This is a genomic window from Actinomadura sp. CNU-125 (genome assembly GCF_001942465.1).
Lineage (GTDB): Bacteria > Actinomycetota > Actinomycetes > Streptosporangiales > Streptosporangiaceae > Spirillospora.
The window spans coordinates 1-13752 of sequence record NZ_MKJY01000488.1; the positions used below are offsets into that span (position 1 = coordinate 1).

19 protein-coding genes are annotated in these 13752 nt (G+C 72.1%); 5 read left to right on the plus strand and 14 right to left on the minus strand.

Going from position 1 to position 13752, the window contains the following annotated elements; translation table 11 throughout:
- The 3 genes from BJF79_RS38365 to BJF79_RS38375 form a co-directional block, all read right to left on the minus strand.
- A partial coding sequence (locus BJF79_RS38365) for a hypothetical protein (protein ID WP_262403189.1) occupies positions 1-428 on the minus strand: 428 nt, incomplete at its 3' end.
- Positions 425-1192 carry a hypothetical protein gene (locus BJF79_RS38370; RefSeq protein ID WP_075904739.1) on the minus strand — a complete coding sequence of 256 codons (768 nt, stop codon included), beginning with the start codon at positions 1190-1192 and terminating at the stop codon, positions 425-427. The genes BJF79_RS38370 and BJF79_RS38365, both read right to left, overlap by 4 nt.
- The gene (locus BJF79_RS38375; RefSeq protein WP_075904741.1) at positions 1192-2979 is read right to left on the minus strand and encodes an HSP90 family protein; all 1788 of its coding nucleotides are present in this window, start codon (positions 2977-2979) and stop codon (positions 1192-1194) included. Before BJF79_RS38375 ends, BJF79_RS38370 begins: the two co-directional genes overlap by 1 nt.
- Positions 2980-3130: 151 nt before the next feature.
- Here BJF79_RS38375 and BJF79_RS63655 point away from each other — a divergent pair, with 151 nt between their 5' ends.
- Both BJF79_RS63655 and BJF79_RS38380 read left to right on the plus strand, forming a co-directional pair.
- On the plus strand, positions 3131-3508 hold the full coding sequence (locus tag BJF79_RS63655) for an AMP-binding protein (protein WP_262403190.1): 378 nt from the start codon (positions 3131-3133) through the stop codon (positions 3506-3508).
- A complete protein-coding gene (locus BJF79_RS38380) occupies positions 3505-4683 on the plus strand; it encodes an AMP-binding protein (protein WP_262403191.1) in 1179 nt (392 codons plus the stop codon). The genes BJF79_RS63655 and BJF79_RS38380 overlap by 4 nt, the downstream gene beginning before the upstream one ends.
- 44 nt (positions 4684-4727) lie before the next feature.
- Here the strand turns inward: BJF79_RS38380 and BJF79_RS38385 are convergent, their stop codons facing one another.
- The 7 genes from BJF79_RS38385 to BJF79_RS38410 form a co-directional block, all read right to left on the minus strand.
- The gene (locus BJF79_RS38385) at positions 4728-5423 is read right to left on the minus strand and encodes a hypothetical protein (protein WP_143220770.1); all 696 of its coding nucleotides are present in this window, start codon (positions 5421-5423) and stop codon (positions 4728-4730) included.
- Between the two features lie 25 nt (positions 5424-5448).
- Entirely contained in the window at positions 5449-6042 is a 594-nt protein-coding gene (locus BJF79_RS38390; RefSeq protein ID WP_075904744.1) for a hypothetical protein, read from the minus strand.
- The gene (locus BJF79_RS56450) at positions 6039-6206 is read right to left on the minus strand and encodes a hypothetical protein (protein ID WP_158079422.1); all 168 of its coding nucleotides are present in this window, start codon (positions 6204-6206) and stop codon (positions 6039-6041) included. Before BJF79_RS56450 ends, BJF79_RS38390 begins: the two co-directional genes overlap by 4 nt.
- Positions 6203-6538 carry a hypothetical protein gene (locus tag BJF79_RS38395; RefSeq protein WP_075904746.1) on the minus strand — a complete coding sequence of 112 codons (336 nt, stop codon included), beginning with the start codon at positions 6536-6538 and terminating at the stop codon, positions 6203-6205. The genes BJF79_RS56450 and BJF79_RS38395 overlap by 4 nt, the downstream gene beginning before the upstream one ends.
- Before the next feature lie 16 nt (positions 6539-6554).
- Positions 6555-7481, minus strand: a complete 927-nt coding sequence (locus tag BJF79_RS38400) for a hypothetical protein (RefSeq protein WP_143220771.1) — start codon at positions 7479-7481, stop codon at positions 6555-6557.
- Positions 7482-7659: 178 nt separating this feature from the next.
- Positions 7660-8028 (minus strand): DoxX family protein, encoded by a 369-nt coding sequence (locus BJF79_RS38405; protein WP_075904749.1) that lies wholly within the window; start codon positions 8026-8028, stop codon positions 7660-7662.
- A gap of 28 nt (positions 8029-8056) precedes the next feature.
- Positions 8057-8509 carry a nuclear transport factor 2 family protein gene (locus BJF79_RS38410; RefSeq protein WP_075904750.1) on the minus strand — a complete coding sequence of 151 codons (453 nt, stop codon included), beginning with the start codon at positions 8507-8509 and terminating at the stop codon, positions 8057-8059.
- 141 nt (positions 8510-8650) lie between these two features.
- Here BJF79_RS38410 and BJF79_RS38415 point away from each other — a divergent pair, with 141 nt between their 5' ends.
- Both BJF79_RS38415 and BJF79_RS38420 read left to right on the plus strand, forming a co-directional pair.
- The gene (locus tag BJF79_RS38415) at positions 8651-9541 is read left to right on the plus strand and encodes a LysR family transcriptional regulator (protein ID WP_075904752.1); all 891 of its coding nucleotides are present in this window, start codon (positions 8651-8653) and stop codon (positions 9539-9541) included.
- Positions 9538-10167, plus strand: coding sequence for a hypothetical protein (locus tag BJF79_RS38420; RefSeq protein WP_075904754.1), 630 nt, complete (start codon positions 9538-9540; stop codon positions 10165-10167). The genes BJF79_RS38415 and BJF79_RS38420 overlap by 4 nt, the downstream gene beginning before the upstream one ends.
- 3 nt (positions 10168-10170) lie before the next feature.
- Here the strand turns inward: BJF79_RS38420 and BJF79_RS63660 are convergent, their stop codons facing one another.
- Genes BJF79_RS63660 through BJF79_RS38440 form a run of 4 tightly spaced genes read right to left on the minus strand, consistent with a single transcriptional unit; the run spans position 10171 to position 12748 of the window.
- A complete protein-coding gene (locus BJF79_RS63660; protein WP_075904756.1) occupies positions 10171-10410 on the minus strand; it encodes a hypothetical protein in 240 nt (79 codons plus the stop codon).
- Complete coding sequence (locus tag BJF79_RS38430) at positions 10353-11666, minus strand: FAD-dependent monooxygenase (RefSeq protein ID WP_262403192.1); 1314 nt, start codon at positions 11664-11666, stop codon at positions 10353-10355. Before BJF79_RS38430 ends, BJF79_RS63660 begins: the two co-directional genes overlap by 58 nt.
- Before the next feature lie 28 nt (positions 11667-11694).
- Positions 11695-11973, minus strand: coding sequence for a hypothetical protein (locus BJF79_RS38435; RefSeq protein ID WP_075904760.1), 279 nt, complete (start codon positions 11971-11973; stop codon positions 11695-11697).
- A 22-nt stretch (positions 11974-11995) separates the two neighbouring features.
- Complete coding sequence (locus BJF79_RS38440) at positions 11996-12748, minus strand: hypothetical protein (RefSeq protein ID WP_143220772.1); 753 nt, start codon at positions 12746-12748, stop codon at positions 11996-11998.
- Positions 12749-12764: 16 nt separating this feature from the next.
- Between BJF79_RS38440 and BJF79_RS56455 the strand changes: the two genes are divergently transcribed.
- The gene (locus tag BJF79_RS56455; RefSeq protein ID WP_075904764.1) at positions 12765-13085 is read left to right on the plus strand and encodes a hypothetical protein; all 321 of its coding nucleotides are present in this window, start codon (positions 12765-12767) and stop codon (positions 13083-13085) included.
- Positions 13086-13752 lie beyond the last annotated feature (667 nt).

The window sequence follows — 13752 nt, forward strand, 5'->3', positions numbered from 1 at the left end:
CCCGCCCCCGGACCCGCCCCCGGACCCGACCCAAGCTCCAGCCGCTCCACCACCGGCTCCGCGAACAGCAGCGCGTCCACGGCCTCGAACAGGTGCGGCGTCCCGTCCAGCTCCCGCAAGTGCTCGGCGTGGTCGAGCGCGGCCCACCGCAGTTGCTTGGCCAGCTTGGCGTAGGTGACGAGCGGCAGCCAGTCGCAGTCCTCGTCGACGCCGCCGCAGTGGCACGGGACGCACACGTCCCGGTCGAGGCCCTTCGCGGCCGCCCGCAGGCACAGCAGCGCCACCGCCGCCATCGCCCACATCCCCTCCACGGCGCGGAAGGAGAACGAGACGCAGTCGAAGTTGCGGTGCAGGACGTCCAGTCCCCGCTCCTCGTTGCCGGTGCGGGCGCAGAACTCCATGTGCGCGCCCAGCTCGTCGTACATCATCCCGGTCCGCGCCAGGTGCGCCGGTGCGCGACGGCCGCCTCCGCCGCCCGTCCGGTGTGCAGGTACGGCATGAGCAGCCGGACTTCGTGCGGGTCGCCGCTGGTGACCGGAAGCCGCCCGGCCAGGACGGGCGCGAGCGCCGCGACCGCGAGGTCGTGGCGGCCGAGCCGCGCCCACATGGACGCGTCCAGCGCCGCCACCATGTCGGGCCGCAGATGCTCGCGCGCCGGCCCCCGCGCGAGCTGCAGCCGCCACAGCCGTTCGGCCTCGGCGGCGTTCCCGCGCCGCGCCTCCAGCCGCACCCGCAGCTCGCCGAGCGCGTACCGGGCGTGCGGCCGGTCCGGCGGGCAGCGCCGCTCCAGCTCGTCGAGCAGCCGGAGCACCTGCTCGGCGGGTTCGGGCGCGTGCCGGACGTACCGGTCGACGACGCGGTGGAGTTCGGTCCACATGTTGTCGACGTCGGTCGCGTCGAAGCGGTACGGCTCGGCGTTCCACGTCAGCAGGCACGACCGCAGGACGGCGAGCGCCTCCGCGTCGACCTCCCGCGGCTCCTTCTCCCACTCCTTGAACCGCAGCGCGTTCGCGTAGATGACCTTGACCCCGAACAGCGTCTCCGGATCGCCGAACGCCTCCGCGTCGGCGAGCAGCCCCTCCATCACGGCGAGGTACGACTGCCCGGCGACGTCGTCGTCCTCGCCGCCCCCGGCGAGGTCCAGCGCCGCGTTCAGCCGGTCCCGCAGCTCCTCCCGTCCCGCCGGGGCCATCAGCCCTCCCGGACGGCGTGCTCGACCAGCCCGAGGAACGCGCGGTTCACCCCGGCGACGTCGTCCGGCCGCAGCGGGCGGTTCCCGGTCAGCATCGCGTACCCGTACATCGCCTCGACCGACAGCTCCACGACCCGGACGTTCGCGGTGCTGGTCAGCCGCGCGACGATCGGGTTGCGGTGGTTGAACACCAGCCGCGGCCCGTCCCGCTCCGCCTTCTCCTCGGTGCCGATGAACTCCGCCCAGACGCCGTCCACGTCCGCGTCGGCGCCGTGCCCGCCGGGCGCGCCCTCCAGGTACAGGACGGGCAGCCCGGCGGGGGAGAACGACCGCAGCAGCGGCTCGCAGCCGTGCCCGGCCAGTGTCCGCTTCGCGGTTTCGAGGAAGTCGCGGGCGGCGAACTCGACGCCGGGGCCGACCGGGTCGAGCCGCGTCGCCAGTTCCGACGCGTCCAGCTTCCGGACGTCCAGTCCCGGGTCGAGCCGCCGCAGCCGGTTCAGGATCTCGATGTGGTAGGTGTAGCCGCCGTTGACGAGCGCGATGCCCTGCGCGGCGGCGATCGCCGACAGCTGCCGGAACTCCTCGTCCCGGGACGTGTACCGGATCGCGCGGTGCCGCGCCCGCAGCTCGCCGAGCGTGAGCCGCCCCTCGCTCGTCTCGAACGGGATCTGGTCGTCGACGATCCGCAGCATCTCGACGTCGTGCACCGCCAGCGCCATCACCCCGCGGTAGTGCACCGCCAGGAACGCCCGCATCCGCGCCGGGTCGGTCGCCGCGAGCCCCACCAGCCAGGTGCGCAGCGCGTCGCCGAGCCGTTCCCGCGTCACCGCGAGCAGCTCGTCGTCGTAGAGCTGCTCGCGGCTCGCCGTCGGCCGCAGCTCCCCGGCGTCCAGCACGCACCGCACGAAGAACGCCCACTCCGGCAGGACGCTCTCCACCCGGTCGCCCAGCAGCATCCGCTTCAGGTACACCCGGTGCGCGGCCCGCTGGCTCGGGTTGCTCTCGAACGGCAGGACGAACGCCGCGCCGCGCAGCCCCGCCTCCGGCACCGACAGCTCGATCGCGTCGAACGGCGTCGCGCCCAGCAGCCGCGTCCCGTACCCGAGGAGTTCCTCGCGGTCCCGCTCCCACGGCGGCGTCGCCTCGGTGACCCGGTCCCCGTCCACCCGGACGTCGTAGGGCAGCATCGCCCCGTAGTGCCGCACCAGCTCCCGCACCGTGGACGCCTCCAGCCAGTGCTCGAAGTCCCGGCGGGCCCGCAGCACGACGGTCGTCCCGGGCTCGTCCCGCTCGCCCGGCTCGACGGTGTAGTGCCCGTCGGCGTGCCCCCGCCACACGACGGCCCGGGCGTCATCGGCGCCTTCGTCGGCACCGGCGTCCGTGAGGGCGCTGCGCGTCACGACCTCGATCTCGTCGGCGACGAGGAAGCACGACAGCAGCCCGATCCCGAACTGCCCGAGGAAGTCGTGCCGCGCCAGCCCCAGCTCGTCCCGCTTGGACGAGTTCCCGATCGTCGCGAGCAGCTCGTGCACCTGCGGCTCGGTCAGCCCGATCCCCGAGTCGAGGACCCGCAGCTCCCCGCCCCCGGTCTCGAACCGGATCGGTGCGCCCGCCCCGCCCGTCCCCTCCACCGTGTCGCCGCGCGCCGTCATCGCGTCCACCGCGTTCTGCAGCAGCTCCCGCACGTACACGCGCGGGCTGCTGTAGAGGTGCCGGCTCAGCAGATCGACGATCCCGCGCAGATCGACGTTGAAATTTCGCGCCCCCGTGGGTTCCTGACTCGTCATCACCGAACTGAGATGATCCTTGCCCGCCGCCGGTTCCGGGCGGAGAGCGGCGGAAGACGCGAATTCTTCCGCGATACGGCTTCTGGGGCGGCGGCCGGTGCTGCGAGTCTGATCGCAGACCGCAGACCAGGCGTCTCCTCCAGGAGGATCGGTGATCGTCCCGTTCAGCGTTTCCGACTTCATCGACCGGGCCGTGCAGGTGTACGGCGACCGCACCGCCGTCATCGACGAACCGGACCAGCCGGCGCCCCCGCTCGGCACGCCGACCTACGCCGGGTTCGGCGCGCTCGCCCGCAGGCAGGCGGCGTTCCTGGACGGCCTGGGCGTCGGGTTCGGCGACCGTGTAGCGGTCGTCAGCCAGAACAGCGCGCGGCTGCTGACGTCGTTCTTCGGCGTGTCCGGCTTCGGGCGCGTGCTGGTCCCGGTCAACTTCCGGCTCCGCCCCGACGAGGTCCGCTACATCGTCGAGCATTCCGCGCCCGCGTCCTCTACGTCGACCCCGAACTGGACGGGCCGCTCCGCGACGTGACGGCCGAGCACCGGTTCGTCCTCGGCGACGACACCGGCATGTTCGCCCCCGAGGGCGCCGAGCCGGAGCCGTGGGAGCCCGACGAGAACGCCACCGCGACGATCAACTACACGTCGGGCACCACCGCGCGTCCCAAGGGCGTCCGGCTCACCCACCGCAACCTGTGGACGAACGCCGTCACGTTCGCCCTGCACGCGGGCGTGACCGACCGCGACGTCTACCTGCACACGCTCCCGCAGTTCCACGCCAACGGCTGGGGGATGCCGTTCGCGATGACGGGCCTCGGCGTCCCGCACGTGATCCTGCGCAAGGTCGACGGCGCGGAGATCCTGCGCCGCGTCGAGCGGCACGGCGTCACGGTGATGTGCGCCGCGCCCGCCGTGGTCGCGGCCGTCCTGGACGCCGCCGGGGACTGGGACGGCGAGATCCCCGGCCGCGACCGGGTGCGGATCATCGTGGCGGGCGCGCCGCCGCCGACCCGGACCGTCCAGCGGGTGCAGGAGGAACTCGGCTGGGAGTTCATCCAGATCTACGGCCTCACCGAGACCTCGCCGCTGCTGACGGTCAACCGGACCCGCGCCGAGTGGGACGGCCTCGACCCCGCCGACCGCGCCGCGAAGCTCGTGCGCGCGGGCGCGCCCGCGCTCGGCACCCGGCTGAGGGTCGAGGTCCCCGAAGGCGACGAGCACGGCACCGGGGAGGTGCTGGCCCGCTCGAACGTCGTCATGGACGGCTACTGGGAGCAGCCCGCCGAGACCGCCGCCGCCCTCGGCGACGGCTGGTTCCGCACCGGCGACGGCGGCGACATCGACGCCGACGGGTACCTGTCCATCAGCGACCGCAAGAAGGACGTCATCATCACCGGCGGCGAGAACGTCTCGTCCATCGAGGTCGAAGACGTCCTGTTCTCCCATCCCGCCGTCGCGGAGGTCGCCGTCATCGGCGTCCCCGACGACAAGTGGGGCGAGACCGTCAAGGCGCTCGTCGTCCTCGCGCCCGGCGCGGACGCCACCGAGGCCGAGCTGATCCGCTGGTGCAAGGACCGCGCGGCCGGCTACAAGGCGCCCACGTCGGTGGAGTTCCGCGACGAGCTGGCGCGCACCGCGACCGGCAAACTGCAGAAGTTCAAGCTGCGGGCCCCCTACTGGAGCGGCAGCGACCGCAAGGTCAACTGACGGCGCCGGGCGGTTTCACGTCCTGCGGTTCACGTCCTGCGGTTTCACGTCCTGACGTCGGCGGCGATGACTTCGGCGAGGCGGGGGAGCACCTCGTCCCGCCACATCACGGGACCGGGCTCGTCGTGCCCCTCGAAGACCGCGCCGCTGTAGGCCAGGACACTGAACACGATTCCGCCTTTGACGCAGGCGACCTCGGGAAACAGGAGCGAGGTGGGACCGCACCGGGCTCCCGCGATCTCCTTCGCCGGATAGGGGATCGCGTGGACGTCCGTCCGGAAGTAGTCGAGGTTCGATGCGGGGGCGCCGACTCTCTTGATGTCCACCCGGAGCGCCGTCGTCGCGCTCGTCTCGCTGGGGAGGCGCATGGAGTACCCGCAGCGGGTGTTCGCCGTGTCCTCCCCTTCCAGCGCGGTCGCCGAGGTACCCGGGGGCCACGTTGTGACCTCGTCCACTTTCAGTTCGTCGACGTGGGGGAGCACCGATTCGATCTCCGGTTCGGTGAGGAGCGCGCAGGCGGCGGGCCACGCCCCGAGCGGGGCGACCTCGCGGGCCAGGGCCCCGCCGGGGAACGTTATGGGGCGGCCGTCGCTTCTCGGTTCGCCCAGTGACGCCTTGGCGGGACGGCCGTCCCCGTCGTCTCCCCCCACGCGAAAGACCGAGTAGTAGACGCTGGCCGAGATGAAAGCGACCCCGGCGAGGATCACCGTCACCCGGAGGGCGAGATTCTTGGGTCGCATGCCGCGTCGGGGTGCCATGTCTCCGTCACCAGTAGGCTCCTGTGGTTATGCTCTGCCCCGGCGAAGGCCAGCCCCCCTCGTGGAAACCGCCGTTGTTATTGGCTTGCGACCTGAACTTCGACTCGATCTCCTTCAAGGAGTCCATGGCGGTGACGGTGGTGTAGGTGTAATGCGCGACGAGGATGACCAGGGCGGCGATGAGGCCGACGAGAATTCCGATCGGGCCGCCCGCCGCGGACACCACGATGGCCGCCAGGGCTTCACCGGTGGCCGCCGCGATATTGGCGTAGTAACTTCTGATCGTGCTGGCCGTCTCGACCAGGATCTTGCTGGTCTCGTCCGCCGTGGCGGCGAAATCCTTGATCGCCTTGTTCTGCGGGTCGATGTTCCTCCGGTAGGCCATCGCCGCGGGGCCCTTCCAGTGTCCGTCGTCCGCGCGCAGGTATGCGGTACCGCCCTGGCCTTGCGCGGCGAACCTGGGGGCCTGCGCGCTGACCTTCGCCTGTACTTCGTCCGAGAAGATCGCGGCGGCTTTCTTCAGTTTGTCCGGGCCGTCGTCGAAAACGCCAAAGGTCCACGTGTGGTGCGCGTCCTTGATCCGCTCCCAGCGTTCGTTCACGTCCTTCTGGCCTGTCTCACCGCGCGTACGGTGACCGCCGCGAGAGGCTTGTCCTCCATCTCCTTTATGCCCTGCTCGACCAGCCGCATCGCTTTGCCGATCGCGGCGTCCATCTTGGCCATGTCGCTGTTGATCTTGGCGATGGCGACGCCCGTCGCGGTCACGGTTTCCACCCTCTTCTGATCGCCTGCGCCTCGCGGGTGTTCATCTCCTCGGCGTCGCGGTAAGCCTTGATGGCGGCCGTCAGGGCGCGCGAGAAGTAATCGTGGATGTACGCCCCTTGGTCCGCCAGGTGCCAGAGTGTCTCGCAGAGTTTCACGTACTGGTCGGAGACTTCCTCACCGTGAAGGTGGAGCGGGACCACCCCCTCCGCCAGCCGCCGCGCTTCGGCGACCTTGTTCCGCCCCGTGAGGATCACCTCGGACGTCTTCTTCCACGCGTCGGCGTCGGCCTTCAGCGCCGTCAGCCGGAAAGCGAGCTCGGAGTCGTGCCCCATGGAACCGTCCCCTCCGCTACATCGAGCGCATCGACCGGGTGATCTCTTCGATCCTGGACCGTATCTCCGCGATCTTCTGATCGTCTCCTGTTTGCTTCGCGGTCGAGATCGCCCGGTTGATCTCGTCCGCGATCTGTGAACTCGGGGCCCTGTGGATCCAGTTCGGGTCCAGCCGGATTCCGGTGATCCGCCCTCCGGAGACGACCGGGACGGCCCGGCCTCCATCGACTTCCCGGTTCCGGTCGGCCGCGGCGGCGGCCTCCAGCCTCTCGGTATGCCTGTCGAGTTCGTGCAGCATGTCCACGAGGTGCCGGTCGCCGGCGTCGAATTCGTCGACGGTCCGTGCGCGTCGGAAAGAGCCCGCGTCCCGGTGGGGTTCCGGTCGGCCGGTGTGCGGCGGCGAACCGGCCATGTCGTCCGCCAGGATGCCGAGCCATGTTTCCGAGTATTGGCGGTATGCCGCCGAAATCGCCTGTGCGAGTGCCGGTTCGAGCCCTTCGGGGCTCAGCCGCCTGCGCCATTCGGGAACGATCTCTACGCTGTGCAGTTCTCCGCTGCCGTCCAATACGACGGTGACCGAGGCGGACGGATCGTGCGTCCTGACGGAACCGACGCGGTCCATGCTCTGCAGGGCCGTGTCCCGCCATGCCTCCAGACCTGCCATGGAAACACCGGCGAGTGGATCCGCCTGCCGGTGGGCGGCCGCCATCGGGCGCTCGCGCGACTTCCGCCCCCCGGTCTTCTCGCCCGCCGCCGCCGTCCGCGCCTTCATGAATTCGTCGGCGGCGGTGACCACGCCACTCTCGTCCTGCTCTTCGGGAGCCGCTTGCGGAGCCCTCTCGCTCAGTAACGACAAGCGCTCCCGTGCTTCGTCGGCATTCGCGGGCCGGTGCGGCACGCTGCTGTTCAGAAGTGAGTCGATGCTGTCTTTCGGATCTGCCATCGGTGCGCACCCGATCAACGTTGACAAGACTCTGGACAAGGAAAAACAAAAACACAGTATCTGTGTTGTCGATAAACCTGTCAAGTCTTTGTTGAGGGTGCCTGTTTTGGAGCGTTCCTTTCCCGCGATCGGAATTTCCGGGGTGACGGCGGGCTCCGTGGAATCGCGGCCCGCGGGCTCAGCCCAGGAAGCGCCCGCCCGCGACGAACGCCGCGACGGCGAGGTAGACCACGTTCACGGCCGCGAGCTTGTACTGCCCCAGGCGGCCGTGGACGACCATCGCGCCGATCATCAGCAGGATCCAGCACACGGCCGTCACCGGCACCATGACCGGCGCGATGTCGAGCGCGGCGGGCAGGATCAGGCCCGCCGCGGCGAGCAGTTCGAGGATCCCCAGCCCCCTGACGGCTCCCGCGCCGAACCCCTCCGTCCACTCGCCGCCGCCCTGCGCGGCCAGCTTCTCCTTGGGGACGAACGTCTTGGTGGAGCCGCCGATCAGCGCGACCACGGCCAGCAGCCCGGCGGCGATCCACAACGCGATGTCCATGGACTTTTCCTCTAGTACGGTTCGGTTGTCAGGACTCGGGCACCGCGGTCGGCGGCGAGCCCGGCAGTGGAGCGGAGTCGACGTACCTGACCTCGTAGACGCGCTCGCTGAACTTCCAGCCGTCCGGAGTGCGCCGGTACCGGTCGTGGTACAGGGCGTGGTTGGAGTGCGAGCCGCCGTCGCGCATCCGCCCGAACTCGTGGATGTAGGCGCGGCCGGTCGCGGTGTCGCCGTCGACCCGGACCACGCCCGGGTGGACGGTCTGCACGAAGAACTCCCAGAGGCCCTGCCCCCATTCGATCCCCGCGCGGATCTCGTCCCGTCCGACGAACTCCCTGCCGATGTGCGGCCACCGCATCGCGCCGTCGGGCGTGAACAGCGCCGCGACCCGGTCGAAGTCGCGCGTCATCACCGCGTCGGTGACCTCTCCGCGCAGCGCCTCGATCTCGAAGCGGTCGGCGATCGCCTGAAAGTCGCTCATGGATTCCCCCCCGCCTTATCGGTGTCCCGCCCGGACGACCGTCTGCCCGGCCGCCCGGGCGGCGGCACGTCCAGCATCGAGGCAGGTCAGCGGCGGAACAATGTAGGCTTCGTGCGGCGATCCATAACACAGGGGTTATTCATGGAGCTACGCGACATCGAGATCTTCCTGACGCTCGCCGACGAACTGCACTTCGGCCGCACCGCCGAGCGGCTCCACGTCTCCCAGGCCCGGGTCAGCCAGGCGATCGGCAAGCAGGAGCGGCGCCTCGGCGTGACCCTGTTCGACCGCACCAGCCGGCGGGTGACCCTCACCCCGGTCGGCCGCCGCCTCCGCGAGGACCTCCGGCAGGCCGTGGACCTGCTCAACGAGGGGCTCGCCCGCGCCGAAGCCGCCGGGCCGGGCGCGGACCGGACGCTGCGCCTGGGCGTCTTCGGGCACGCCGGGCACGTGCTGCGCCCCCTCACCGACGCGTTCCGCGCCCGCCACCCCGGCAGCGGCGTACAGCTCAACGAGATCAACGGCGGCGACGCGTTCACCACCCTCCGCTCCGGCCGCAACGACGTGAACGTGCTGTGGCTGCCCGTCGCCGAACCGGACCTCACCGTCGGCCCCACCGTGCTCACCGGCGGCCGCGTCCTCGCCGTGTCGGCGGACCACCCGCTGGCCGCACGCGGCACCGCGTCCCTGGAGGACCTCGCGGGCGAGCACGTCGTCGACCTCGGCCCGGACGCCCCCGAGTACTGGGTCGCGTCCATGGTGCCCGTCCGCACCCCGTCCGGACGCCGCGTCCCGCGCGGCCCCATCGCGCGGACCTTCCACGAGATCCTCTCCCTCGTCTCCACCGGGCAGTGCGTCCACCCGCTCGGCGAGATCGCCGCCCGCTACAACAAGCCGCCCGGCATCGTCTTCGTGCCCATGCCCGACGCCCCCGCCCTCCGCTGGGCCCTGACCTGGCGCACCGCCGCCGACGACCCCACGATCCGCGCCCTGGCCCGCACCGCCGCCGCCGTCGGCCCCGTCGCGCTGTGACCGACCGCCTGCTCCGGCTGCCCGGACGCGCCGACCACCTGCGCGTCCTCGCCGCCGCGCACCCCGGACGGCTCCGCACCGGGCACCCGCTGAACCACCCGTCGCACATCCTCATGCGCGAGATCGCGCGCCGACCGACCTCGGCGCCGTCCGCGAGTACCTCTCCGGGCCCGGACGGCGCGGCGCTCGCCCGGACGGTCGAGCGCCTGCGCCGCGTCGACCACGAACCGCTGCGCCGCTTCGGCATCGACCCCGCGACCGTGCGGCACGAGCCCGGCGCAGCAGTGCGCGCCGCGCGCGCACTGCTGCCCGGCGCCGAGGACGGCGAAGCCGCCGGAGACATCGTCCGGTGGGCCGGGCACGCGTCCTTCGCCGTGCTGCGCACCGGCGCCGTCGAGCACCGCGACGGACGCCCGTTCGCGGCGGCGCACGAAAATCGCCGCGTCCGTCCCGGCCCGCCGCCACTACGCCCTCAGCGTGCCCGGACGCCCCGGCTTCGTGCACCGGCCCGCGGCATCGAGGGCCTCCTCGCCGCCGCCCGCACCGCCCCGCGCACCTTCGCCGCCCTCGAAGAACACGGCTGGAACCTCCTGGGGGACCGGTTCCCGCACGCCACGGCCGGTTGACGCTCAATACCCGCACGCGCGCCGCAGCGCGTCCCGTACCGCGGCCGGGTCGGACGACGGCAGCGCGGCGGCGACGTGCCCGTCCGGACGCACGACGACCGCGCCCTCCACGCCCGGCTCGTCCGGCGCCAGCACCCTGCACGGGACGCCAGCCGCGACCCCGTCCGGCACCCGGCGCGCGTCCGTCAGCAGCACCATGCCCGCGCCGAACAGCCGCCGCAGCCGCACCGGTTCGCCGCCCACGGAGCACGAACGTCCGGGCAGAGCGCCCCCGGCAGGAACGGCCCGGACGGCCCGGACGGTGTGGTCAGCGGCGAGTCGGCGTACCGGTAGGGCTCGGCGAGCCGGCCGGAGTCGATCTCCGCGCGGGCGTCCGGGTCGTGCAGCGCCCGCTCCAGCGCCGCGACCCGCCGCGCCCGCTGCTCCGGCGTCCGCGGCACCAGGAACTCCATGGTGCGGCCCGTCACCCGCAGGTTCTCCAGCGCCGCCGCCCGCCGCTCGGCGTCGTAGCTGCCGAGCAGGCGGCCGGGCGCGCCGTGCCGGAGCACGAACGCCAGCTTCCACGCGAGGTTCTCCGCGTCCTGGACGCCCGAGTTGAGGCCCCGCGCGCCGAACGGCGCGAACACGTGCGCAGCGTCCCCCGCCAGGAACGCGCGCCCCGCCCGGAACGTCTCCGCGCACCGCTGGTGGAACCGGTACGCGGTCGTCCACACGATCTCGTACGGGACGTCCCCGACGATCCGGCGGATCCGCGCGTCCAGCGCGCCCGACGCCCGTTCGGCGTCCAGGTCGAAGCCGTCCGGAACCTGCTGGTCGATCCGCCACACCGAGTCGGGGCACGGGTGGACCAGCACCTGCCGTCCCGGATTCCACACCGGGTCGAAGTGGAACCGGCGCTCGCGGGGGAACGGCAGCTCGGCGCGGACGTCGCAGATCAGGAACCGGTCGGCGAACGACCGCCCGGGGAACCCGATGCCCAGCAGCCGCCGGACGTCGCTGTGCGCGCCGTCCGCACCGACCGCGTACGCGGCGCGCACGCGCCCGCGCCCGTCCACGATCGCCTCGACGCCGCCGCCGTCCTGTTCGAGCCCGACGACCCGATGCCCGTACCGCAGGTCGATCAGCGGCTCCGCCGCGACCAGCCCGCACAGGCGCCGCTCGACCTCGGCCTGCGAGATGTTGATCCACGGCGGTGTCGCGCCCTCGTCCGGCTCGGGGAACGACACCGAGAACAGCTCGGTGCCCCGGTAGTACGTGCGCCCGGTCGTCCACGTCACGCCGCGCGCGACGAGCGCGTCCCCGCAGCCCACGCGGCCGAACACGTCCAGGACGTCCCGCTGGAAGCAGATCGCCCGCGACCCGGCCGCCGCACGCCCGTCCGCCGCCTCCAGCACCGCGCTCGACACCCCGAACCGCGCCAGCAGCAGCGCGGTGACCAGCCCGACCGGCCCGCCGCCCACGATCACGACATCGAAGGTCACCGCGCCCGATCGCGTCACACCGGGCCCCTACCCCCGGACCGCCCGATCAGCCGACGAGGGAGAGGCGGTCGTGCAGGGGGTCGGCGCGGATCGAGCCGCTGATGTGGGACGTGCCGTTCAGGCGGTCCGGCCGCGCGGCGGCGACGACCGCCCGCGCGTGCAGGTGCCCGCCGAACCTGCCCCGGGTATTCCAGTGATCGGGCGGCCGGAACGGCCCTCGCTCGGCGATGCGGCGGCACGGCAGGGCGGCGGCCGCGACCGTCCACATCGTGCCGACCGAGCCGCACTCGCCGTCGATGCTGTCGTGTGCCGGTGCAGGAGCCACGGCCCGTGCTCCTCCTTGCCGGTCAGGGCGCAGAACTCTGGGCGCGTGGCGGTGATCCCGTGCTTCGCACCGGCGGCGGTGCGCCGGTACGCCGCCACCGCCTCGTCCGGCCGTCCGGCGTGCAGGTACGGCATGAGCAGGGCACCCTCGTGCGCGACGCTCTCGTCGCGGGCGCCGCGATCGCGGCGCGGTGCCGCCCTACCGCGTCGCCATGATCGCTCCGACGCGGCGACGCGGTCGGGCCGCAGAACCTCGCGCGGCGGCCGGCCGGCCCGCAGCCCGCGCCAGATCCGCTCGACCTCCCCGACGTTCCCACAGCGGCACTCCACGCCGACCCGACCCTGTGCCACCGCGGCCGTCCGGCCTGGACGTGGCGTTCCAGTTCGTCGATCAGCCGCCGGACGGGGTCGGCGGGTTCGGGGCGGATCTCGATGATCCGGTCGAGGATGATGAAGAGCTGCACCCACATCGCCTTGACGTGCGACCAGTCGCAGACGTCCGGTTCGGCGTACGCCGCCCGGCCGTATTCGCGCAGCGCACCGAACATCTCCGACCGCGCCCGGGCGGACCCGCGATCGAGGGCGTCGAAGCGCAGGGCGTAGGCGCACCCGATCCGGACCTTGAACAGCATGCCCGGATCGCCGAGCGCTCTCGCGTCCACCGTGAGCGCTTCCACCGCCGTCGGCAGCGCCTCCTTGGGGCCCGGCCCGTCGGTGTTGACCCGCCACGCCGCGACGAGCCGCCGCTGCAGGGAGTCCGCATCGACCACAGCCACGGGAGTGAGGAGAGCCGTGCCCGCGAGAGCGTTCGCCGAACGTCCCGTCGACGGAGCCCTGGTGCAGGTGTGCGGCCGACGCTGGGTGGTCGGGTCCGTGGGGGAGACGATCCGGGAGCACACGGTCGTCGATCGCCAGTCCGTCGAGGACGGCCACTACGGCGAGACCCTCCGGGGCATCAGGGAGATCGAGGCGACCGCGCGCACCCTGCCGTCCGCTGGGGCGCCGTCGCGTCCGCGGACGTCCGCAGGCTGCAGGCGCCGTTCCGGTCCGGCGTCGCCATCGAGGACTACCGGCTCGAACCGGTCGCCCGCGCCCCCGACGCGCCCCGCGTGAACCTGCTGCTCGCCGACGACGTCGGCCTCGGCAAGAGACGATCGAGGCGGGCCTGGTCGCCGACGAGCCGCTCGGGCCTCATCGATGAAGACGGACGTGCGGTACACGCCATCGGACGTGTTCGAGACGTTGCCGCTGCCGGAATTCACCGGGGAGATGCGAGGGTCGGCGGAGAGGTTGGATGTGTTCCGGCAAGACGTTTATGTCGGCGCGGGATGCCGGGCTCACGCAGACGTACAACCTTGCGCATGACCCATCCTGCGATGACGAGGACATCGTGGAGCTTCGGGAGATCCATAAGACGATCGACGAGCCTGTCTGCTGCGCGTATGGGTGGAAGGACCTGATGTCTCAACTCGGCCACGGCCACGGCCACTACAGCGTCGGTCGCGAGACGCGGTACACCGTGGGGCCACCCGTCCAGCGGGAGTTGGTGGGGATCGGCTGCTTGAGCCGAACCAAGAGCGGTACGCGGTCAAGGAGACCGCCGGCTCGCACGAGAAGAGAGCAAAGAAGGGGAAGGCCAACCGGCCTGGTGAGCAAGCCGCCTCGTCGAGCCCGACGGCCCGCGGCGCGCGGCGCGCACCTCACGTACCTCGAGCACCTCGAGCAGGCCACAAGCCATCTTCTGGTTGGCCCGGCCAAGGCCCGAGCCGAGCCCACACCC

Excerpts from the sequence above, each read along its gene's own strand:
- BJF79_RS38370 (WP_075904739.1), bottom strand. The coding sequence starts at position 1,192 with ATGGCCCCGGCGGGACGGGAGGAGCTGCGGGACCGGCTGAACGCGGCG.
- BJF79_RS38375 (WP_075904741.1), bottom strand. The coding sequence starts at position 2,979 with ATGACGAGTCAGGAACCCACGGGGGCGCGAAATTTCAACGTCGATCTG.
- BJF79_RS38385 (WP_143220770.1), bottom strand. The coding sequence starts at position 5,423 with ATGCGACCCAAGAATCTCGCCCTCCGGGTGACGGTGATCCTCGCCGGG.
- BJF79_RS38395 (WP_075904746.1), bottom strand. The coding sequence starts at position 6,538 with ATGGGGCACGACTCCGAGCTCGCTTTCCGGCTGACGGCGCTGAAGGCC.
- BJF79_RS38400 (WP_143220771.1), bottom strand. The coding sequence starts at position 7,481 with ATGGCAGATCCGAAAGACAGCATCGACTCACTTCTGAACAGCAGCGTG.
- BJF79_RS38405 (WP_075904749.1), bottom strand. The coding sequence starts at position 8,028 with ATGGACATCGCGTTGTGGATCGCCGCCGGGCTGCTGGCCGTGGTCGCG.
- BJF79_RS38410 (WP_075904750.1), bottom strand. The coding sequence starts at position 8,509 with ATGAGCGACTTTCAGGCGATCGCCGACCGCTTCGAGATCGAGGCGCTG.
- BJF79_RS38415 (WP_075904752.1), top strand. The coding sequence starts at position 8,651 with ATGGAGCTACGCGACATCGAGATCTTCCTGACGCTCGCCGACGAACTG.